General features: G+C 41.2%; 23 protein-coding genes. 16 read left to right on the top strand and 7 right to left on the bottom strand.

Features of this window, described 5'->3' with window-relative positions:
* The 4 genes from T344_RS31025 to T344_RS0114425 form a co-directional block, all read left to right on the top strand.
* A partial coding sequence (locus tag T344_RS31025) for a deaminase (protein ID WP_242842088.1) occupies window positions 1-1,103 on the top strand: 1,103 nt, incomplete at its 5' end.
* Between the two features lie 20 nt (window positions 1,104-1,123).
* Window positions 1,124-1,552, top strand: coding sequence for a hypothetical protein (locus T344_RS0114415; protein ID WP_027629298.1), 429 nt, complete (start codon window positions 1,124-1,126; stop codon window positions 1,550-1,552).
* Between the two features lie 556 nt (window positions 1,553-2,108).
* Complete coding sequence (locus T344_RS28355) at window positions 2,109-2,396, top strand: hypothetical protein (RefSeq protein WP_051571895.1); 288 nt, start codon at window positions 2,109-2,111, stop codon at window positions 2,394-2,396.
* 37 nt (window positions 2,397-2,433) lie between these two features.
* Window positions 2,434-2,769 carry a hypothetical protein gene (locus T344_RS0114425; RefSeq protein ID WP_027629299.1) on the top strand — a complete coding sequence of 112 codons (336 nt, stop codon included), beginning with the start codon at window positions 2,434-2,436 and terminating at the stop codon, window positions 2,767-2,769.
* 294 nt (window positions 2,770-3,063) lie between these two features.
* On the opposite strand, the gene T344_RS0114430 is transcribed toward T344_RS0114425, so the two are convergent.
* Window positions 3,064-4,320: a glycosyltransferase family 2 protein gene (locus tag T344_RS0114430; RefSeq protein ID WP_027629300.1), complete on the bottom strand. Its 1,257-nt coding sequence runs from the start codon at window positions 4,318-4,320 to the stop codon at window positions 3,064-3,066.
* Between the two features lie 165 nt (window positions 4,321-4,485).
* Between T344_RS0114430 and T344_RS0114435 the strand changes: the two genes are divergently transcribed.
* The 4 genes from T344_RS0114435 (at window position 4,486) to T344_RS0114450 (ending at window position 9,171) form a co-directional block, all read left to right on the top strand.
* Complete coding sequence (locus tag T344_RS0114435; protein ID WP_027629301.1) at window positions 4,486-6,420, top strand: glycoside hydrolase family 15 protein; 1,935 nt, start codon at window positions 4,486-4,488, stop codon at window positions 6,418-6,420.
* Window positions 6,421-6,603: 183 nt separating this feature from the next.
* Window positions 6,604-7,983: a DNA repair protein RadA gene (gene radA, locus T344_RS0114440; protein ID WP_027629302.1), complete on the top strand. Its 1,380-nt coding sequence runs from the start codon at window positions 6,604-6,606 to the stop codon at window positions 7,981-7,983.
* Between the two features lie 92 nt (window positions 7,984-8,075).
* Window positions 8,076-8,564, top strand: coding sequence for a GNAT family N-acetyltransferase (locus T344_RS0114445; protein WP_051571897.1), 489 nt, complete (start codon window positions 8,076-8,078; stop codon window positions 8,562-8,564).
* Window positions 8,565-8,634: 70 nt separating this feature from the next.
* Entirely contained in the window at window positions 8,635-9,171 is a 537-nt protein-coding gene (locus T344_RS0114450; protein ID WP_027629304.1) for a cysteine hydrolase family protein, read from the top strand.
* Between the two features lie 102 nt (window positions 9,172-9,273).
* Here the strand turns inward: T344_RS0114450 and T344_RS0114455 are convergent, their stop codons facing one another.
* Window positions 9,274-9,669, bottom strand: coding sequence for a hypothetical protein (locus T344_RS0114455; RefSeq protein ID WP_027629305.1), 396 nt, complete (start codon window positions 9,667-9,669; stop codon window positions 9,274-9,276).
* A 406-nt stretch (window positions 9,670-10,075) separates the two neighbouring features.
* Here T344_RS0114455 and T344_RS0114460 point away from each other — a divergent pair, with 406 nt between their 5' ends.
* Genes T344_RS0114460 through ispD form a run of 3 tightly spaced genes read left to right on the top strand, consistent with a single transcriptional unit; the run spans window position 10,076 to window position 12,367 of the window.
* The gene (locus T344_RS0114460) at window positions 10,076-10,555 is read left to right on the top strand and encodes a CarD family transcriptional regulator (protein WP_027629306.1); all 480 of its coding nucleotides are present in this window, start codon (window positions 10,076-10,078) and stop codon (window positions 10,553-10,555) included.
* 29 nt (window positions 10,556-10,584) lie between these two features.
* Entirely contained in the window at window positions 10,585-11,622 is a 1,038-nt protein-coding gene (locus tag T344_RS0114465) for a PIN/TRAM domain-containing protein (protein WP_027629307.1), read from the top strand.
* Window positions 11,623-11,656: 34 nt separating this feature from the next.
* On the top strand, window positions 11,657-12,367 hold the full coding sequence (gene ispD / locus T344_RS0114470) for a 2-C-methyl-D-erythritol 4-phosphate cytidylyltransferase (protein WP_027629308.1): 711 nt from the start codon (window positions 11,657-11,659) through the stop codon (window positions 12,365-12,367).
* Window positions 12,368-12,413: 46 nt separating this feature from the next.
* On the opposite strand, the gene ispF is transcribed toward ispD, so the two are convergent.
* The gene (ispF, locus tag T344_RS0114475; protein ID WP_027629309.1) at window positions 12,414-12,884 is read right to left on the bottom strand and encodes a 2-C-methyl-D-erythritol 2,4-cyclodiphosphate synthase; all 471 of its coding nucleotides are present in this window, start codon (window positions 12,882-12,884) and stop codon (window positions 12,414-12,416) included.
* Window positions 12,885-13,107: 223 nt separating this feature from the next.
* Between ispF and proS the strand changes: the two genes are divergently transcribed.
* The gene (gene proS / locus T344_RS0114480) at window positions 13,108-14,544 is read left to right on the top strand and encodes a proline--tRNA ligase (RefSeq protein WP_027629310.1); all 1,437 of its coding nucleotides are present in this window, start codon (window positions 13,108-13,110) and stop codon (window positions 14,542-14,544) included.
* Window positions 14,545-14,826: 282 nt separating this feature from the next.
* Window positions 14,827-15,705 carry a CAP domain-containing protein gene (locus T344_RS0114485; protein WP_027629311.1) on the top strand — a complete coding sequence of 293 codons (879 nt, stop codon included), beginning with the start codon at window positions 14,827-14,829 and terminating at the stop codon, window positions 15,703-15,705.
* A 63-nt stretch (window positions 15,706-15,768) separates the two neighbouring features.
* Here the strand turns inward: T344_RS0114485 and T344_RS0114490 are convergent, their stop codons facing one another.
* From T344_RS0114490 to T344_RS0114505, 4 genes are all read right to left on the bottom strand, one after another.
* Window positions 15,769-16,674, bottom strand: a complete 906-nt coding sequence (locus T344_RS0114490; protein WP_027629312.1) for an RluA family pseudouridine synthase — start codon at window positions 16,672-16,674, stop codon at window positions 15,769-15,771.
* Window positions 16,675-16,698: 24 nt separating this feature from the next.
* On the bottom strand, window positions 16,699-19,176 hold the full coding sequence (locus T344_RS0114495; protein WP_027629313.1) for a mannose-1-phosphate guanyltransferase: 2,478 nt from the start codon (window positions 19,174-19,176) through the stop codon (window positions 16,699-16,701).
* A gap of 195 nt (window positions 19,177-19,371) precedes the next feature.
* Entirely contained in the window at window positions 19,372-19,635 is a 264-nt protein-coding gene (locus tag T344_RS0114500) for a hypothetical protein (protein WP_027629314.1), read from the bottom strand.
* Window positions 19,636-19,736: 101 nt separating this feature from the next.
* Window positions 19,737-20,144, bottom strand: a complete 408-nt coding sequence (locus T344_RS0114505; RefSeq protein WP_004627233.1) for a GtrA family protein — start codon at window positions 20,142-20,144, stop codon at window positions 19,737-19,739.
* 137 nt (window positions 20,145-20,281) lie between these two features.
* On the opposite strand from T344_RS0114505, the gene T344_RS0114510 reads away from it, so the two are divergent.
* The 3 genes from T344_RS0114510 to T344_RS31030 all read left to right on the top strand — a co-directional run bounded on the left by T344_RS0114510 (window position 20,282) and on the right by T344_RS31030 (window position 22,241).
* Window positions 20,282-20,965 (top strand): DUF2238 domain-containing protein, encoded by a 684-nt coding sequence (locus T344_RS0114510; protein WP_027629316.1) that lies wholly within the window; start codon window positions 20,282-20,284, stop codon window positions 20,963-20,965.
* Window positions 20,966-21,022: 57 nt separating this feature from the next.
* The gene (gene uvsE, locus T344_RS0114515) at window positions 21,023-21,985 is read left to right on the top strand and encodes a UV DNA damage repair endonuclease UvsE (RefSeq protein WP_027629317.1); all 963 of its coding nucleotides are present in this window, start codon (window positions 21,023-21,025) and stop codon (window positions 21,983-21,985) included.
* 118 nt (window positions 21,986-22,103) lie between these two features.
* Entirely contained in the window at window positions 22,104-22,241 is a 138-nt protein-coding gene (locus T344_RS31030; protein ID WP_004627266.1) for a hypothetical protein, read from the top strand.
* Window positions 22,242-22,356: the final 115 nt, after the last annotated feature.

Raw genomic sequence — 22,356 nt, forward strand, 5'->3', positions numbered from 1 at the left:
TACAAGGCATAATGAAACCCCTGGAGGGACCTGTAAAAACAGTGGGAGGAATGATAGACCAGGTCACAGACCAGACAACAGGAATGGTGGACAGTGCCGAGAAAACAACATTATCCAGCATGGGCAGCGGAGCCAAACTCATGACAGCCATGGGAATAGGCGGCCAGAGCAAAAACGAAAGCAAAGCAGGCGGCAAGGAAACCGGACAGGCCCAGGGAGGCAGTAAAGCAGAAGGCGGAGGAGACATCTTCGGAACCGTCAGGAGCGGCATACATAATAACCTCATGACACTAGGCCTCATAAACCTTAAGAAGCTTGGAATGCAGATATTGGCAGCAGGAGCAGCCAAAATATCAGGAGCCATACGGAAAATGCTCACTCCGAAGGTCAAATTCAAGCTGGGCAGCGAAACCCATGAACTGTGGGTGGAACAGGATAAAACCAGAAACTCAGTAATGATGGCCAGCACAAAAGGAACAGAAGTTGAAGAAAATTCAAAAGCGAGCAGGATTTTGGCAGAAAGTGGAGAATTAAGAGATAAGCTGGAAAAAACCAAGAAAAAGCAGAATGAATCACAGGCTAACGCAAATCTTCAAGATCTTGCTCAGGGTATACAAGCGGCTGGTCAGGGAGAAAGTAAGGCTGCTAACAATGGTCCTTGGGAAGAGATTGACCGTTTTAGGAGTAAGACAAAAGGGTTGGAACCCCTTGGGGATAGAATTCCAGAACGGTCAGATGGATTAGGTACAGTAGCATATGTGGAACTAAATGGTACAAAAGTGTTTGGAGTGAATTCATCTGTTTTAAGTGATGAATCTAAGGATTTAGGTCGTGAGTTTTTGAAATCTATGCAAGCTAAAGGCTTTTTAAATGAAGTTAAAAGTTATGGGCAAGGCCATTCTCAAGTGCTGACACATGCTGAAGGACATGCGTTAATGAGGGCTTGGAAAAAAACAGGAGGGAATTTAGGTAGTAATGTTGTTATTTATGTTGATAGGTTAACTTGTGGAATATGTCAAGAAAATTTACCTAAAGTTAAAGAGTTTATGAATATAAAGACATTGCAGGTAATATGCAAAAATGGAACGAAATTTACATTTTAGTTTATTAGGAGGGGTAGAGTGTGCACAGAATAGTTTTTCAATCGCCAAGTGGCTTAGAAATTGAAAATCCAGAGATGAAGCAGCTAATGGGGTATATTATAGAACAATTTCCACAATATTGGCACCAAGGGCATGGAGGTGGGATTGTTGATTTTTACGATGGAAACAATAGACATTTGCGATTGCTTATTTTACCACACGATGAATATGGTATATACCTTCAGTATGTGAAAAAAGGTATCAATGAGGAAACTTGGCTTTCACTATTCGACCATATGAAATTGAATACTACTGCTGAATGTGGTGATGAATTATATGCTTCAATAGGGCTGTTCTTACCCAAGGAAAAAGCATGGCTAGCGGTTGAAGAATTCTGTAAAACAGGGGAAAGAACAGAAAAGATAGATTGGGTTAGTCCAAGTGATATACCAGAAGGTGGCAATTGGTAATGTGTTATAAAAAGACTAAAGTAGGTTGTTAATAGATATTGGAAAGATCTACAGGATAGGCAGACTAACCATACAACTTACACACAAGGGCGGTTATCTCAATATAGGTAGCTGCCTTTCTTCATGCTTTTATGGGTTGAAGCATATTATCCGAAAAGGTGTACCTTTCCGAGTATATTGATTAAAAGCGAAAATGTATATTCTTTGTATTCGTAAAAGCCTGAAAATATATACGGTTATATACAGGTATCAGTGATGACCACCTTGTCACCTCTTGGCAAATGCAGTAATTCTAAGACCGAATACAGGCCGTTTAAAAAGTTGGTAGATTGATGTTGTTTGAATTGTCATTATGGTAAAATAGAGTTGTAAAAAATGTAAATAAGCTTCTGTAAGGAGGCTTCATATAGAGCGTGATTTTCAGGGGGTAAGGAAAACAGCAGGATAACAATAGAGTATAGAGCTTCTATAATTCGGGAGTAAGTAAGACTATACCAATAAAAAACTATACTGAAATCAGTGAAAGTGCAGCACATAATGGATATAGCAATAAAGTATGCTTGGAAAATATGATGGTGGGGGTTCTAATAGTTATGTTCAAAAAGTAAAGGATGGAGGATATAGTTACTTTGATTTAGGTGAGGATTGGGGCATAATAAAGACAAAATACAATTTAACTGATGATGATATGTTCAAAGTATTTAATGAGCCATTCCTAGATGATGGGATTAACGGAGGAAAATCGTTTACATTTTCTCATAATCCTGTCGGAGATACTGGAGCATTAGACAAGGAATATAATTATCAAAACAAAACGGTTATGTATATAATTCGAGTACAATGACCATGACTCCTAAAGAGTAAACGAATGAGGTGAAACAATGGATATTAATAAGCTATATGATTTGGTAGAAACTTTTTTTGGATACAAGGCAAATATGTTGTATTTAGATACAGAGAAAAAAGAAGTGGCATGCATATTATATAATGCCTTCTTGTTTAAGTGTAATTTAGATGACCGATATGGGAGATTTGGAGCTGAAATTGTATTTGGAATTCAAGAAGCTACTATAACAGAGTTTCTTGGAAAAAGATGTTCTCTTAATAGTGATGAAAAATCAATTAGAGATAGTCTACAAATAGTCGATGATTATTGTAGATTACGGTTACCTGATAAATTTTTAGAGGCATATAATAAAGCATATTTTACAAATTAATGCGAAGAAAGTAGAACATAAAGTAATAAAAACTTGTAGAAAACCAAAATGATTTAACTAATGGGTCGTATAGTTTCGGCTGATGTGGCCCTTATTTATGTTTTCAAAGTATGGTAGATTGACACTGGCGCAACTGGCGAAATAGGGAAATTACCGGTGAAGAACGGCATATGTTTTAAAAAACAGGCTCCGACAGTAGATATCCAGGTTATAGTAATTTTTTCAGTGAGATATATGGAAAACGGCAGGCATTTCTAAAGGACCTGCCTATTAAAAAAAATGTTCAGTTAGGTTCTAATTCCCATTTTCCACATCGCCTATACTTAGCTGCCTGGTGTGGGCCGTATGACTCCACTCCTTGTTGTTCCTTTCCAGGAACCCCTGTAACGCTATGGGTGCCCAGGTGAGGCAGTAAAACGGGTAGATCACGAAGCCTAAAAGAACCTTTATATTAAATTTCTTCTCAGCCAAAATAACAAGAGGTCCATAGAGTATATCAAACAGCCCCATCACATACCAGACCTGTACAGGGAATACATATTGTACGCTGAATAAAGGAAACTCAGGATAAACTGTCTGAATCCACATCATTATTGTCATCATACCTACAAATATCAGGCGTATTGGCTGAAAAAGGTAAAGGGCACAGTCAAGAGCTATTAAATCTCCCTGGGAAAAAGCCTGCCTGAAAAGCGGTCCCAGATATTTGGAGGCGCAGTCGGCATGGCCTTGCATCCAACGCTTCCGCTGTCTCCAGGATTGTTTAAGAGTAATAGGTTTCTCATCATAGACTACGGCCTTATGGGACCAGGCTATTTTAATTCCGTTAAGAGCCAGTTTCATTGTATATTCCAGGTCTTCCGTGAGGCAGGTTGCACCCCACTTCAACTCGCTGAGTACATTTGTATCCACACAGAAACCTGTTCCGCACAAACCGCAGCTAAGTCTGAGATAATATCTGGGCAGCTGGAAAATACGGTTGGAAAGCCAGAAAGCAATGGAATAGGAACAGGTAATCCAGCTGTCAAAAGGATTTTTGCTGTCAATATAGCCCTGAACTACCTTATGACCGCGGCAAAGCTGGATATTCATTTCAGAAAGAAAATTCGGAGATACCAGATTATCGGCATCAAAAACAGCAATGGCATCATATCTGATATCCATTTCGAATATTCTTTCAAACATCCACTCAAGAGCATGGCCTTTACCTCGTTTTGCAGTATTCTCACGGATATGTACCTTGGCACCATGGGCTTCTGCAATCTTAGCGGTATTATCGGTACAATTGTCGGCAATTACAAATACGTCAAACAATTCACCGGGATAATTCTGTTTAAAAAGACTGTCGATTATATGGCTTATGACCAGTTCTTCGTTATGGGCCGCCACAACCACCGCAAATTTTTTTTCAGGTTTTATATCCGAAACGTTATCTTTTTTCTTGATCCAGCCGAATATTGATATTCCGAAAAAATAACAGCCGGCTATGAATATAATTACCTGAATCAATTCACTGAAATAAAATATTGTGTAATATATAATAGTTTCCATTTGATCATCCCTTCCCAGATAGTTTGTACAAAATCGAATAAAAATATTTATTTTGATCTAATTTGACCGAAACTTAATATGCTATAATAAAAGTTATTAAAAAGATTATTGACCGGGTATTTAACAGTTAGAAACGGCGAGGAAATATTCAACTCCGGAGGGTATATGCAAAAGTCCTACTATAACAATGCTATAACAGGCAATTCAGCCATGCTGGCCACTTTCAGCGACAGGGCGGAATTGCTCAGGCTGTTCTGGCCCAATATTGATTTTATTCAGCAATTTGATAAACTGCTTTGCGGAATCTATATAAAAAACATTAACGGCAGTACCGTATGGCTTAACGATCACAGGTGTGATCACAGCCAGGAGTACCTGCCCGATACAAATATAATAAAAAGTACTGTTACCAATTACTTTGACGGTTACAGGACAGTGATATATGATTTTGTTCACCCTGACAAAGATGTACTGGTCAGAAAATGTGAAATTGAAAATTTGTCAAATGAGCCCAGGGAACTGGGGTTTGTCGTTTTTTCAGCCTCAGCCGATGCCAATCCCGATGTAGCGGGAGTTATGTTTGATTTTAAAAATGAAGCACTGCTCCACTATAGGAACAACAATTACATATCCGTTTATTCAGATATACCCGTATGTGGGTTTCAGCTGGGAAGCAATGCCAATGACGCTGCTGTCAGCACATATCTCTTTGGCAAGGATCATATAGGGATGATGAAGGATGCGGCAGTATGCTGGGAATTGGGCAGTTTTACAAAAAATCAGGTAAAAGCTTTCAATTTGTTTATATCAGCTGCTCACAGCCTGAAAGAAGGCAAAGCTCTGGTCAGAGACTGCAAAAATCTCGGAGCGGCACAACTTTTCAGCGCCGCCCAAAAATACTGGAGGGAATATATTAATGGCGCGAGGCAGGTCAATACCGGCAACGGTTTGCTGGACGACCTTTATAAACGGTCTCTGCTGGTATTCAAATTAATGTATGATAAAAAAAGTGGAGGTTTGATGGCAGCCCCCGAACTTGACGAATATTTTACCAAATGTGGAAGATACGCTTACTGCTGGGGCAGGGATGCTGCCTTTATTACCGAAGCCCTTGACAAGGCAGGCTTAAATGCTTGTGTGGACAAATTCTATAACTGGGCGGTGGCGGTACAGGATGAGGACGGAAGCTGGCACCAGAGATATCATATGGATGGAAACCTGGGGCCATGCTGGGGACTTCAAATCGATGAGACGGGTACCATATTATGGGGTATGCTCAATCATTACAATTACATAAAAAAGACCGAATTTTTTCATCAAGTATGGGATAGTGTCAAGGCAGGCGCAGAGTTTTTAAAGCAATTTCTGGATACCGATACAGGTTTGCCAAAACCAAGTTTTGACTTGTGGGAGGAAAGGCTGGGGGAACATGCATATTCTTCGGCGGCGGTACTTGCAGGACTTGAAGCTGCTGCGGAAATAGCCCGGATACTCGGTAAGGAGGATGAAAACAGTCAGAGCTGGAAAAAGACCGCTGATAATATTAAGCAATCTATAATTAACTGCTTCTGGAAGGAAGATTTCAACAGATTTATCAGAAGTGTGAGAGTGAAGCTGAATGGTTATGGAGAGGAACCTTCACAGCATACGGTTCAGCTTGAGGTAAATGAGAAAGGCTATGTCCGGGATTTCACCCTTGAAGATTGGATAGTCGACGTCAGTCTGGTTGGGCTCTGTGTTCCATTTGAAGTATTTTCCGCCGATGATGAAAGAATGAAAAACACGGTGGAACTGGTTGAGCAAACGCTGACCTCACATGGGACAGGCGGCATCAAACGCTATGAAAATGACAGTTATATCGGCGGCAATCCATGGGTACTTACAACTTTATGGGTTGCGCTATACCATGTAAAAACAGGTAATTACGGCAGGGCAAAAGAATACCTTTTCTGGGCAGCCAACTGTAAAACAGAGCTGGGGCTGCTGCCTGAACAGGTAAATAAGGAGACAGGCAGGCCTGAGTGGGTCATTCCGCTCACCTGGTCACATGCCATGTTCGTTCAAGTACTTTTAGAGCTTATCGATGCTGGAGTGCTTTGAGTTTAAAATAGTTGTAATACTAATTCCATGGTTGACCATGAGATTAAGATAAAATAACATTTTCTTAAGCCTTGAAACCATATTGATCTCCCAAACACCTTTGTTGACTTTACGTCCCAATACTAATATAGTATGAAAATCCAGTCATAATGTGTGAATCTTAAATAACAGGAGTTGATTAAAATTAAGAGCAAAACCATATATAAATGCGGCAACTGCGGCTATGAGGCGTCAAAATGGGTTGGGCGCTGTCCTGATTGTAGCAACTGGAATACGCTTGAGGAAGTTTTGGTGGAGGCTAAAAAAAGCGGAAGAGCGGCTGCACCCCGCGCAATAAAAAAAATAGCCCGGCTGAAAGAGGTAAAAGCCAGCAACAGTGACCGCATTGTCACCGGAATAAATGAATTCAACAGAGTTATGGGCGGTGGGATTGTAAGGGATTCCATAACAATTATTACCGCCAAGCCCGGCGCCGGAAAATCGACACTGCTGCTGCAGGTTGCCGCCGATGTTGCTGCCGGCGGTTTAAAAGTATTGTATGTATCCGGCGAGGAAAGTGAAAGTCAGATCAAAAGCAGAGCCGACAGGCTTTTTGAAAGTATAGAGACCGGAGTATGGGTATATTCCGATAACAGCATGGATAATGTCCTTGAGGTTGTGGGACAGATCGACCCTGATCTTCTGATTGTTGACAGTATCCAGACCTTTGTGCTTGAGGGCTTTCCAGGTTCCCGTGCAGGATCTCCCACCCAGACAATGGAGTGTGCAAATGAACTGCTTAAACTGGCAAAAGATCCGTCGAGACCACGCGCGGTCTTTTTGGTGGGGCAGATGAATAAAAACGAGGAAATCGCCGGCCTGCGTTCCCTTGAGCATCTTGTGGATGCAGTATTGATACTGGATGGAGACAATGAGGAGGAACTCAGGGGCTTGTCGGTGTCCAAGAACAGGTTTGGAAGCACCTGGGAGAGAGGATATTTCTCAATGACCGAGAGCGGATTGATTTCTATAGACAATCCCTCGGAGTTCTTTATGACCGTCAGGGACAAAAACGAGCAGGTCTCAGGAAGCGCACTGACCGTGGTAAAGGATGGTTCCCGGCCTATAATAGTCGAAATAGAAAGTCTTGTATCAAAAACCTTCACTCCTTTCCCTTCGAGAATCGGCGAATGTGTACGCAGGGAACAGCTGAGTACTTTGATATCCATTCTGGAGCAGAGAGGGAAGATCTCCCTGTATGATAAGGACGTGGTGATAAAGACCACAGGAGGCCTGAAGTTTAAAGAGCCGGCGGTAAATCTGTCAATCATAATGAGTATTGTGTCTTCCGTGTATGACAAAGACATACCCAATAGCACTGTGTTTATATCAGATGTGGGCCTGACCGGTGAATTAAAAAAGGTACCTTCTCTTGAGCTCAGAATACGAGAGCTGGACAGAAGGGGTTTCAAACAGGTTTACATAGCCAGGAATGCGCTGTTAAGATCCCAGGATATTAAGAACATAGAAATAGTTGAATGCAAATCGCTCCAGGAAGTGATAAGGCGCGTTTTTCAAAAATAGCGGATATACGTTTTAGATGATACATGCCATTAGCTTCACCAATGTAAGAAAACGGAGCACTTAATTCATATAATTTTCAGAGAGGTGAATATATGCCCGGTGATTTAAAGCCCGAGCTGTACATATCCAAGGTGGACAGCAGTGACGGTGAATTTCTTAAACTGATAGCCCTGCTGGACAGGGACCTGCAGGAACGGAACGGGGAAGAACAGCAGCGATATGATAAATATAACAAGGTTGACTATATAAAGGATGTCATATTAATCTATTCCGGCGTTTCTGCCGTGGGCTGCGGAGCTTTCAAAAAATTTGACGGCGGCACAGTGGAATTGAAGCGTATTTTTGTCAGGAAAGAATATAGAAAACAAGGCATTTCCAGATTGATTCTGAAAAGCCTGGAACAGCTCGCAGAGACCCAGGGATACAAGGCCTGCGTCCTTGAGACCGGCTTGAGGCAGGTGGAAGCCATAAATCTATACAGGAGCAGTGGTTATCAAATCATAGATAATTACGGTCCCTATATAGGTATGGAAAACAGCCTGTGCATGAAAAAGGACCTGGAAATTTCAACTGAAGGTTGAGTTTTTACAAATATAAAATGCATAGGCACGCAATGAATAAAATTTTAGCACAAAGATTGGAGGGAGAAATATGAAAGAAACAGCACTGCTGATTATAGATGTGCAGGTTGCCATGTTCTCATATGAAAATGAGTATCCTCATAATGGAGATGCAGTTTTGAACAACATCAGGGAAATGCTTTTCAAAGCCAGAGAAAACAACATCCCGGTAATTTTTGTTCAGCACACTGCGGCAGATGAATACCAAAAAGATACGGCAACCTGGCAGATATGCCCTGAAATAACGCCTTTAGAGCAGGAATATGTGGTACAAAAAACTCAAAGGGATTCGTTTTATAACACAAATCTGAAAGAAATACTGGATGGGCTGGGAATCACAAAATTGATTATAGCGGGCATGCAAACAGAGTTTTGCGTTGACACCACCTGCAGGACAGCCTATTCGGCCGGATATGAACTTACTCTTGTCAGGGATGCCCACACTACCTTTGACAGCCCGGTACTGCCGGCAGAACAAATCATCAGTCATCATAACGGTGTATTAAAAGGAATAGCCGGTCTTAAAACTACAAAGGAAATCCTTCAGCAAATGGCAGAAATTGATTAATAAAGTCGGATGTGATGTAAAAGTGATTTGAATTAAATTTGTTGAATTAATAAAAGGATTGGATAAATAAAGGCCGGCGAATATAAGCCGGCCGGCCTCGAATCATCTCAGGTTATACTTCCCAAGCATACGGATTCTATCATTTTCTTTTAAAATAATATCATATAGGTTTAAGTCAAGTGCATTACACAGGGATGCCAGATAAAAAACATTTCTGCCCATGTCTCTTTCTATAGCGTCACGGCAATTTTCACAAAGGGTTCCGTCAACATGTGCGTCGGCAGAACTTTTCATCTCATCGAAACTGGCATCCTCCGGGATATCCTGTTTATGCGCCGATATAGTCAGACAGCCACATTGAGTAACTGACTTAATAATTGCTCTGTTTACTCTGGAATTTGAATCTTGAAATTTTGTAATCAAATCAAGAATACTTTTATTTCTAACCAACAACTCCTGTGCAGTATATTGAAAATCATCAATAAGTATATCTTTCATGCGATTCACCTCAATATTTGGATGTCTATTTTTATTATACTTTCATTTACAAGATACTGTCAAACAAAAACAAGAAAATTGGAAAAATTAAATTTTATTCCCTGGAGCTTTTGACAAGGCCTATCGTTTGTAGTATACTTGTCCTTAAGAGAATTTAATATTGAAAAGGACAATCAAACGCACTCAACACATTATGGTGCGTTTTTAGTATTTTACCATTAATAATGAACAATTTTTTGAGAATTGTAACATAGAATGAACGATTTTTTTAGAATTGTAACATAAGAGGAATTTCCAAAAATATTACCGGGAATTGAAAGCGGTAGCCATTCAATTCAAAGTTTTAGTTTCCATACTGGATATACAAAAGACAAATATTATTTGCATTGGTTTTTTGGAGGTTACTATGTATAACGTAGGAGACAAAATTGTATATCCTATGCACGGTGCAGGAGTTATTGAGTCAATAGAGGAGCGGGAGATACTTGGTAAGAAATGCAGCTATTATGTGATGAAAATACCTATTGGTGATCTGAAAGTAATGATACCCACCAATAATGTCAATGATATCGGCATCCGTGATGTTATAAGCATTTCCGAGGCCGACAGGGTTTTCAGTGCTCTTGGGAGCAGCCAGCATGAATTTTCCGCAAACTGGAACAAACGTTACAGAGAGAATATGGTAAAAATAAAAAGTGGAGATATCTTTGAAGTTGCCGACGTTGTCAGGTCTCTTATGCAGAGAGAGAAAGAAAGAGGACTTTCTACCGGTGAGAGGAAGATGTTAACAAGTGCAAAACAGATATTAATAAGCGAACTGGTTCTTGCAAAAGGATTGAATCAGCATGAAGTTGAGAACAAGATTCAGGAATATCTTTATGGCTGAGTAAAAATACCTTTTGAAGGAGATTTAATGTGCTGAACAGGATTATAAAAATTTCTTTTTCTATTCTAGGTGCTGTTACCGGTTTTACAATATTACGAACAGTTTTATTAAGTAATCACATTGCCATGAGCGAAAATTTAAGAATTTTGATTTTCGTTTTATTTTCATTGGCATTTTGTACACTATTTTATTTTATGGCCTCTAAAATCATTGAATTTGTCGGAGTTTTTATTGACAGGATAGAAAACGGGATTCAGAATATTACATTGTCCGAAATGCTGCTGGGTGCGCTAGGCCTTATAGTGGGCCTGATTGTGGCAAATCTCATAAGCATACCCATAATCAAAATTCAAATAATCGGGGTACCCTTTGCCGTAATAATAAATATTTTATTTGGTTTTACAGGTGTGGGAATTTCGCTGAGAAAAAGAAACGAAAATTTCTTAGATATATTCAGAGACGGAAAAGTAAACTCCAATATTCCCAAGATAGTGGATACAAGCACCATCATCGATGGCAGAATACTCGATATCTGCTCGTCGGGTTTTATAGACGGAGAGCTTATAATACCTTCCTTTGTTCTGGAGGAGCTCAGGCATATAGCCGATTCGGACGACAGTCTGAGAAGAGCGAGAGGACGAAGGGGGCTGGACATCCTGAATATGCTCCAGAAGGACAGCTGTCATACCGTTAAAATAGAAGAATTTGACTATCACAACATGGAGGCCGATGAAATGTTAATGAAGGCTTCCCATAAGCTCAAGGGGAAACTTGTCACCATTGATTACAATCTCAGCAAGGTGGCAGTTTTGAAAGGGATAAAGGTTTTAAACATAAATGAACTGGCAAATGCCGTTAAGCCGATAGCCCTGCCCGGTGAGGAAATGAATGTGCAGGTGGTGAAGGACGGCAAGGAGGCAGGTCAGGGAGTGGCATTCCTGGAGGATGGCACCATGATAGTTGTAGAGGGCGGAAAGAAATATCTTGGAGAGACTGTTCCTGTTATGGTTACCAGCGTACTTCAAACATCGGCCGGCAGGATGGTGTTTGCAAAGCCCAACAAATAGGCAGCAGAGTATATACATGGAGGAATATTACATTTTGGATATAGATAATAGATTGACCGGAAAAGTTGCGGCTGTCATCACGGCTGCCGGTAAGGGTACCAGGATGCATTCAAAAATAAACAAGCAGTATTTGGAGCTTGGAGGCATTCCCGTACTTGCCAGGACAATAGCAGCTTTTCAGCAGTGTTCCGAAGTTGATGAAATTATTGTAGTTATAAATGAAGAAGATATAAATTTCTGTAAAAATAATATCATTGAAAGATTTCAGTTCTCAAAAGTGAAGTGTTTGGTCAGCGGAGGAGCCCAGCGACAGGATTCTGTGTATAAAGGTCTCTGCGCAATAGGAGATAACTGCGGAATTGTACTGATACACGACGGTGCCAGACCCTTTGTGGCAGTTGAAAATATCAGTGAAAGCATCAATGCAGCCAGAAAATTTGGTGCCTGCGGTGTAGGTGTCAGGGTGAAAGATACCATAAAAATATCCGGTCCGGACGGTTTCGTAGCCTCTACACCAGACAGAAGTTTTCTATGGAGTATACAGACGCCTCAATGCTTTGATTACAGCATAATTATGAGAGCCCATGAAACCGCTGTCCAAAACAATTATATCGGAACCGACGATATGGTTCTGGTGGAGAGATTGGGGATTTCCGTCAAAATCCTTGAAGGAAGTTATAATAATATTAAGATTACAACTCCAGAAGACCTGATAATTGGTGAGTCTATTCTGACAAACCTGTGACAGGCCAAAGCTCTGAAAGCTGACAAACTGTAGCTGTGTTACTGCCCTACAGGGCCGTAACACAGCAGAAAGCCTGAATTCCCTGGCCCTGTCCGAATTGAGTCAGACCTTCTCCGGAGGTGGCTGTTATTCCAACACTGTTTTCGGGAATACTTAACAGATTTGAAATCACTTTACGCATCTCAGGTATCTTTGGTGTGATCCTTGGATATGAACATTCTATTGATATGGACACATGTACTATTTTGACATCCACGAGATGTTTCAGCGCTTCTTTCAGGTATTCCGAACTGTCTGTTATCCCTTTTTTAATGCACATTTCATCTGCTACTCTTCCCAGTATATTGACACAGGTAACACCTGAAACCGCATTGGTAATTGCGTGCAAAACCACGTCGGCATCACTGTTTCCCGCTAATGGAGTAACTCCCTCAAAAATTACTCCGCCCAAAACAAACTTTTTATTTTTATTTTCAAAGTCAAATCTATGACTGTCCTGACCGATACCGACCTTCATTTGCGAGTCTCCTTAAAAAATTAATTGATAGTTTTAATATTATTGACCTGCAGCTGCAATTAATATTTTGCCACTCACATTATATTATACCTGCCAGGTGTCTTCAAGTGTATTGACATTACCTGATACATATATTATATAATATTAATTGGTGCTTTTTTGTGTTATTCAAATAAAGCATTGAATGTTATTCGTTTGGCTTTTGCCGGAAATGGAGTTTCAAATGTCTAATGATAAGAAATTAGTTGAAGCCATTACATCTATGAATGATGACTTCGCACAATGGTATACCGATGTTATTAAAAAAGCGGAACTTGTTGATTATTCAAGTGTAAGAGGTTGTATGATTATAAAACCATATGGTTATGCCATATGGGAAAACCTTCAGAAAGCATTGGATTCAAGATTTAAGGCAACAGGGCATGAAAATGTCTATATGCCCATGTTTATTCCGGAAAGCTTGCTTCTGAAGGAAAAAGAACATGTTGAAGGCTTTGCCCCTGAGGTTGCATGGGTAACACACGGCGGGGATGAAAAACTGACTGAAAGACTGTGTGTAAGGCCTACATCAGAGACATTATTCTGCGAACACTATGCAAATATAGTCCATTCCTACAGGGATCTTCCGAAGCTGTATAACCAATGGTGTTCGGTGGTAAGATGGGAAAAGACAACAAGACCGTTCCTCAGAACACTGGAATTCTTGTGGCAGGAAGGTCATACAGCCCATGCCACTGCTGAGGAAGCACAGGAAGAGACAATTAAAATGCTCAATGTATATGCCGATGTTTGTGAAAATGTTCTGGCTATTCCTGTTATAAAAGGCAGAAAAACCGACAAGGAAAAGTTTGCCGGTGCCGACGCAACCTATACAATTGAAAGCCTGATGCATGACGGAAAAGCATTGCAGTCGGGAACTTCACATAACTTTGGTGACGGTTTTGCCAGAGCTTTTGAGATTCAATACACAGATAAAAACAATCAGCTCCAGTATGTGCATCAAACCTCCTGGGGTGTTACAACCCGCCTTATTGGTGCCATTATAATGGTACACGGGGATGACAGCGGCCTGGTGCTGCCCCCTGCGGTGGCACCTACACAGTTGGTGATAATACCTGTCTCCCAGCATAAGGAAGGGGTACTTGAAAAGGCAAATGAACTTTTAACCGGTCTGTCTGCAAAATTTAGAGTTAAAATTGATGACAGCGACAAGATGCCTGGCTGGAAATTTGCAGAATATGAAATGAAGGGTATTCCCCTTCGTCTGGAGGTTGGCCCAAAGGATATAGAGAAGAATCAGGTAGTGCTTGTAAGAAGAGATACAAGAGAGAAGATATTCACTCCTATGGACAATCTGGAGGAGACTGTGGAAAAACTGCTTGCGGATATTCAAAGCTCTCTTCTTGAAAGAGCGAGAGAGCTGAGGGACAAAAAGACTTATGCAGCAACCACACTTGACCAGTTCGAGCAGATCATCAACGCTACTCCCGGTTTTGTAAAAGCCATGTGGTGCGGAGACCAGGAATGTGAAGACAAGGTCAAGGAACTGACCGGTGCAACTGCAAGGTGCATGCCTTTTGAACAGGAAGAGCTGTCGGATAAATGCATGTGCTGCGGAAAGCCGGCCAAAACCATGGTTTACTGGGGAAAAGCATACTAATATTGAATTAAGGCATAGTACCAATTAAACATACGTTTGAAAAGGGGCTGGCGTACCAGTGGTTGAAAAATCGCTTATATTCAGCTCCTTCATTTTTTTCTCAAAAAATGTAAATAAATATGTAAAACCTGTCAATACTATAGCATATGGGTTGTTTTCCCATTGCAGGTCATAAAGTCAATTGCGGTTAAAACCTTCGCCTTCAGGCGGAGGTCGTTTTCAACCCATGTTAATTGACTTTGGGATGCTGTAAGCAGCACTTATCTATGTAGGAGGGGTTTTATGAAAAGAAAAAGGATTTATACCATAACGGCGGCCCTTTTGGTGTCGGTTTTTACATTTTTACCCGTAAGAACCGGACAGTATATGGTCGCCGCTTCAGAAGCATACCAAAAGGTTGACAGCAGCTCGGGTGTTATTACTGCTAATGAGGTTAATTTAAGGACGGGTCCGGCAACTACTTTTGATATTCTATGCAAATTAAAGAAGGATCAGAAGGTCACGGTAATGGGTAAATTGGGAGACTGGTATGCCGTATACGTCGGCGCAAGCGGCAATGTAGGCTCGGTTTCCTCGCGTTACTTAAAGCTTGATAAAGCCAAGACTACCACCGGCACCAAACAGGTGACAGCAAAGGAAAACAGCGGCAAGTCAACCGCCGCAGCCACTGCAAAAAACAATCAATCCGGTTCAAAAGCGGCAGTACCGGGCAGTGCTGACAAAACGAAAGCTACGGCCGAAAATACCTCTTCCAAGGCAACAGTATCAGAAAAGCCGATAAACATATCCTCAGATGAACAGGCCTTATTTGATGCGGTAAACAAAGCGAGAAAGGAAGAGGGTCTCAAGGCTTTGCAATTTGATGCCCAGCTGGTTACGGTTGCCAGGCTGAAGGCTAAAGATATGAAGGACAATAACTATTTCAGCCATACATCAAAATATTACGGTACACCTTTTGACATGATGAAGAAATATGGGATCAAGTTTAGTACCGCAGGTGAGAATATTGCCGGGAACCAGTCCATTGACAAGGTTGTCAAGGCATGGCTGAAAGAGAATGGCAACAACATATACAATGACAAATTTACTCACACAGGCGTAGGGATTGTTGACAGTCCAACCTATGGGAAGTTGTTTGTTCAGATGTTCATTAAAAAATAGCATAAGATTTTCAGGAAAAGCTGCAGCCGGGAGACTGCAGCTTTTTCGCATATCGGAACAATTTCAGGACTTTTTACCGGTAATCAAACTTTCCAGGCTAAAGGGAGGTTCAATGGCTATGGTTTTTCCATTGAGATAGTTCAGAGGCCCGGCAGAAGTTTTGAAATCAAAAATCAGCCTGCTGGCACATAGCATTTGATATTTTGCACCGTACTGCTTATTTTCGGGATTTCTGCCATATTTGCCGTCACCAATGATGGGATGGCCGTAGTGGGCCAGGTGAGCACGGATCTGATGGGTCCGTCCTGTTACCAGTTCAACCTCCAGCATGCTGAGATTCTCCAGGGTTTTTAAAACTCTATACCTGGTAACTATTTCAAGGGAATCTCTGGTTTTTTTATCTGAAATAAAAACCTTGCTTATTTTATCGTTCTTTTCCAGGTAATCAACAAGCTCTGCCCGGTTTTTTTCCATTATACCCGAAACAATGCAGGTGTAATATTTATGAATTTCTCTTTCTTTTATTTTTTCAAGCATTGTATCAAGTGCGGCATTGTTCTTTGCCAGAATCACCAGGCCGGCCGTATTCCTGTCAAGCCTGTGGCATAAGGCCAGGTGCCGGCCGTGGAGTTTCTGAAGCTTATCGATCAGTGTGGCTTCGGTCTGGTTTCTGTCAGGATGCACGGGAACTCCCTGTGCCTTGCTGACCACCATTATGTTATTGTCCTCATAGACAATGGAATACCCTTCATCGTTTTTTCCAAGCAGATAGTCATCAATAATGTAAATATCTATTTTATCGCCTTCAAGTACCTGGTAATCCTCCCTGACACGTATTCCATTCACTTTTATATCTTTTTTTCTAAGGGTTTTGAACAACATACCCGAAGAAAGGTTGGGGAAAAAATCCCGGATCACTTTGTCAATCTTTTTACCGCTATGTTTCTCTTTTGCAATAATTGTTCTCATTTTATCTCCATCAGGTTAAATATCCTATGTATTTGTTATGATTTTTTCCAAAAGGCCGTAATACCTGGAAGACAGCTCAGCTGCCCCATTTTTTGAAGAACTTTCAACCACCACTCTTAAAATGGGCTTATCTGCGTCGGGTGCAATCAGAACCCAGCCTGTTTCGGTATACAGCTTGATTCCATCCAGCAGCTCCAGTTTTTTATCCCTGTACTCGCTGATTATTTTCCGCATAACAGTGCCTTTTGATTCCCAGGGACATTTAATGCTTTTCTTATCCATAAAGAAGTCGGGAATATCTGCTAAAAGCACACTCAGGTCGGTATTTGCATAACACATGTACTCAATTATTCTTATAAGCCCTTCGATGGCATCAAAGCCCAGGGTAAACTGATCCGGCCTGAAAGAATCAAATCCCGATGATATAGGGCTCTCATCATTATACCCGTATTTTTTATTATAGGACAGTATTTCATCCATTATTGCCTGGGAGAAGTTCTTTGTACGCTTAACCGAGCCATTATATCTGGCGGCAAGTTTTTCTATGACTTCAGAGCATGTAATGGGTACAAAAAAAGTAGCACCGGGTGAGGTTTTAAATATAATTGATGCAATAAGGGCCTGGAACAGGTCATCTTTAACTACCTTTCCAAACTTGTCCGCCAGGATGAGCTGTTCTGCATTCTGGTCTATTATGGCGGCAAAATCCGAACTGGTTTCTTTAATTACAGCTGTAACCGACTCCGGAGCTTCATAATCGGTAAAGCGGTTAACGGTACAGCCCAGTCCTGTCAAGAGAGGTACTGTTATTGAGATTACGTAATCGGATTTTGAAAAGATGCAGATTTTTGGATTTTTCTCCCGGATGACCTGCATGTTGGTCTTGCTGCTTAAATTCCGGGTATAGTAGCTGCTGAAGTCGGTTATATTATTCAGCCTGCTTATCTGCTGGGCCGAGCATCTGTTAAAATCCTCCTTGAAAAAGGAGTTTTCTATCTTTCTTTCTGTCAGCCGGCTGATTGAAGCACCCCTGACATCCATAAAGTCGACCTTGATCCTGTTAACGTCATGAATATCATTTTTTATGTGTATCCCGCCTTCCACTGAAAGGAAGCCTATGGCGGTTCTGGCTATGGGGGTGAGCAGGCTGCTCATGTTGTAGACTTCAACTCCTACCGACAGCATACCTGAAATAAAGGCATGCTTGAACATTCTTGCCGAGTTGGAATTGGTTGAACTCACTACAACTCTGGAGCCCGTTTTAAACTGTGAACCGTATGCGGCTCCCAGCCTGGTTGCAAATTCAGGTGAAATATCCACGTTAACAATACCTGATATACCGTTGTCACCGAATATCTTGTTGGAGTGCTTGGACCCCCAGATCATATTTCTATCGATGATGGCAAAGGGCTGGATGATCTTTTCAGGCCAGATTTTTATATTGGGTTTAACAATTACACGCTCATTAACCTTACAGCCTTCACCCACAACGGCATTCTCGAACACCGAGACATAATGCTTGAGATTCACCCTGTTGCATATTACGGCTCCCCTGAGTTCACTGCCGTACTCAATATAGCTGTTATCCCAGACAATGCTCCTGACAATTGAAACATCGTCCTCAATTGTAGTATTATTGCCTATGACAGTGTATTTATCAATAACCGAGCCATTGCCTATCCTGCAGTTGGAACCGATTATGCAGGGGCCGTTGATTTCTGCATTTGCTTCAATGACCGTTCCTGCACCGACCCAGACATTATCCTTCAATTGAATACCGTTGTGTCCCAGATTTATTTTTTTATCCAGAATGTCACAGTGTACCTTGATATATGACCGGATATCACCCATATCACACCAGTACTCCGGTGCCACATAGCCATACATTTTTTTTGATGCGGACAGCAGGCGGGGAAATAAATCACGGCTGAAATCAAGATTTTTATCAGCATCAATATAGTTCAAAATTTCGGGTTCAAGTATATATGTACCGGTATTCACCGTGTCGCTGAACAATTCGCCCCAGCTGGGCTTTTCCAGAAAGCCGGTTATCCTGCCTGTTTCATCTGTCAGCACCACTCCGTATTCCAGAGGGTCATCAACCTTTGAAAGAATGATTGTCGCAAGGGAATTCTTCTCCCTGTGATATTCAACAGCCATTTCAAGGTTAAGGTCTGTTATGGAGTCACCGCTTATAACAATAAAGGGCTCATCCAGAAAGCTCTCGGCATTTTTTATGCCGCCGGCGGTGCCCAGGGGGGATTCTTCGATAAAATATGTAATTTTGACACCCAGGTTTTTACCGCTTCCGAAATAATCCTTTATAATCTGCGGGTGATACATCAATGTAATGCCGATCTCTTTGATTCCGTAATTTTTCAACAGCTCGATTGTGTGTTCCAGAACAGGTTTATTTAAGACAGGAACCATTGGTTTTGGTAAATCACATGTAAGCGGCCTCAGTCTGGAGCCTTCTCCGCCGGCCATAATAATAGCTTTCATCCTGACCTCCCTCTGCGTGCAGGCCAGCCGGGCTCCTGAGTATGCCCGGCATGGACACGCCGGTAAATGGTATGAAAAAACTAATCCCACAATACTGGTATTTATCAAATAACTTATATTTATTATATTCCATACCCGGCGTAATAATCCTCTTAATTGGAGGACCACATGATTTATACAGATATTTCTTTAATGCTATTCTATAACGCCAAAGCTTCCCTCCAGAACAGAAAGAGCATTTTCCCGGTTACCGGTGTCAACATCTACTTCAAGCTTGACCATTGTTGAAGAAACTGCCCCGGGAAATTTAGTGATTCTGTGTCTTGGATTTATCCCGTAATGAAGTCCGCACTCAGAAGTATTAAGGCATGCTTTGCCGATTCCGCTTGTTTTTAAGGTACCCATTACACTGTTTGCGTCATATATGTTTGTATACAGCGCAGTAATTTTTTCACTCATGATGCTTACCTCCATTGATCGAAATATACGATGATAAATACCAGCTGTGAGATTCAAAGTTAGTATTTACATATATCAATGGAAATAAGCCCTATTTCAATTTATTTTTTAAATGTAAAAAGCTTGTTGAGGATATAACTTACCCCTGTATAAAAAACCATTCCAATAAGGGCAGATATGTTTTTCCCAAGGAGAAGCTTTTCGGCCAGCAGTATTACCAGGCCGTGCTGGAGCAGGAAGCACACTCCGAAAACCGCTGTAAAACGTATGAATTGTGACAGGGTGGAGGACTGTTTCCCTTTAAACGTCCATAACTTGTTAAGTATGAAACTGTTTATAAAACCTGCCACATATCCGACTATGTTGGATAATCTGAGGGAAACTGAAAATACGTTCATTAAGGCAAACATGATCAAGCCGGTTATGAGGGTATTTATAACGCCTACCAGACCATATTTGACAATACTTGAGTTCATTAATCTGCCGAATAATATCTTTAGTTTATTCATTTGCTTCTCCTTTTACAGCTGTTTAGCAATAATAAAGTCAACTGCCGTACTTTTGACATATTTGCACATTTTTAAGTATATATAATAATATGAAATTTTACCATAAGCCATTATAAATATTACTTTAGGAGGCTAATATGGCGGTAAAAAAAAGAAAATATTCGCTGATATATGTATCAAAACAAGCGGTGCCTTTTAAAAAAGACAGACCGCTTCAATTTATGCTGACCTTATATATTGTTGTATTTGTGTTTTTCGCGCTGAAGCCTGTAGATTACCTGGAGTGGTGGTTCCTAAGCCTTCCTTCGGCAATTATGATAGCCTGTATGATGATGTTTTACAGAAAAGGCAGGCTTACCAATTTATCATATTTAAGTGTCCTGGTTTTTTTAATACTCAATACACTGGGAGCTCATTATACATACGCCCTGTGTCCGGTAGGAGAGTGGATGAAGGGGACCTTCGGCTTCATCAGGAATAATTATGACAGGCTTGTATATCTGGCCTTCGGGCTGCTGATATCAATACCTGTCATGGAGATACTTTACAGGCGATTCAGGCTAAAGTATATTGAAGCATGTTTCTTAGCGGTTTTTATCATAGTAGCTCTGTGTGCGCTCAATTCTCTGACCGGAATGTTGATTGCGGCAGTGAGCCGTTCACAGCAGCTGTTCATTCTGACCCAGGCCCAGGGAGATATCTGGGATTCCCAGAGGGATACTGCCATGGGATTGCTGGGGGCTGCTCTGAATATGGGTTATTGCATTTTTGTAAAGATAAGGCGAAATCAAAGAATTCACATGGTGAAGGTATCAAAATAGTCAAACGGTCGAATAATAAACCTGTCTTTTTAATAACATCAAAAGCGGGGGATAGGTTTGATATTCAGATTGGGATATGTTGCTATGACCTTGAGTCTTGAGAATTGTTCACCCTCGGGTACCGTCACTTATGCCGTGTACAGCAGGCTGAAGGACGACCAGGCAAAAAGTATAAGGCTGGACAGGGTGTCAAAGCTTAATATTGAAAATACCCTGAGAATTCTCAAGTACAACCGCGCTATGAATATTCAGGTGTACAGGCTCACATCGAAGCTGATACCGCTTGCAACCCACCAGGAGCTGGCAGGCTGGGAATATCAGCGCCAGTTTGCCAGCGAACTCAAGCAACTGGGGGAATTCGTGAAGCAAAACGGTTTTCGCATCAGTGCACATCCTGACCATTTTACAATTCTCAATCCGGTTAAGCAGGAGGTGCTGCTGGCTTCTGTAAAGGATCTGGATTATCATGTCAGATTGTATGAAGCAATGGGGCTTGAGGATTACAGGTACAAGCTGGTGCTTCATGTAGGAGGCCTCTATGGGGATAAGTGCAGTTCAATAGAAAGATTCAAGGTTAATTTTTCAAAGCTGCCCGACCGTATACGGAAGCGTATAATCATAGAAAATGACGACAAATGTTTCACTGCAGCCGACGTACTGCAGCTTTGCAAGGATTTGGGCGCTCCCATGGTGCTGGATGTTCACCATCACAAATGTGCAAACAATGGTGAAAGGCTGAGCGAGCTTTTGCCGGAAATATATAAAACCTGGGATGGGGAACCTTTTCGGCCCAAAATACATTTCTCAAGTCCAAAAAGCCAGAAGGAATTCAGAAGTCATGCCGATTATATCGACCATGCCGGTTTTATGGAGTTTTTGAATACGGCAAAAGCTCTTGACTGCGATATGGATATCATGCTTGAGGCAAAAATGAAGGACAGGGCACTGCTGGAGCTTTCTGAAAAACTGAGGGCCGAGCCGGGTTTTGAGGAACTGACCAAAGCTTCCTTCCGGATTTGAGTGCAAACACAAATGAGCACCAAAAACTGAGCATAGCGAATTTTCTTGAGTTAAAGTGTAAAGAATATATATGAATACCTGACACAGGTACAATTATCTTTTAGAAAGGATGTTTTGAATGGCAAAAAACCCGAACAAGGACCAGAATAATGATGTGTCCTTTGACAATGATCAGCTGGGAGAAAACAAAAACAGCAACAGCGGCGGAAAGAAGGGCGGCAGCGGTAAACCCAAGCCTACCAGCAGAATTATATAAGAATATGTTTCTATTTAAAAAATAAGAATTGGGGTGTGCCCCGGTTCTTATTTTTTAGAGTAATTTTCTTGTGACCGGCAGCAGAATTAATGTTATAATAAAATACGATTTACAA

Origin of the sequence: Ruminiclostridium cellobioparum DSM 1351 = ATCC 15832, from assembly GCF_000621505.1 — a bacterium.
GTDB classification, from domain to species: Bacteria; Bacillota; Clostridia; order Acetivibrionales; family DSM-1351; genus Ruminiclostridium; species Ruminiclostridium cellobioparum.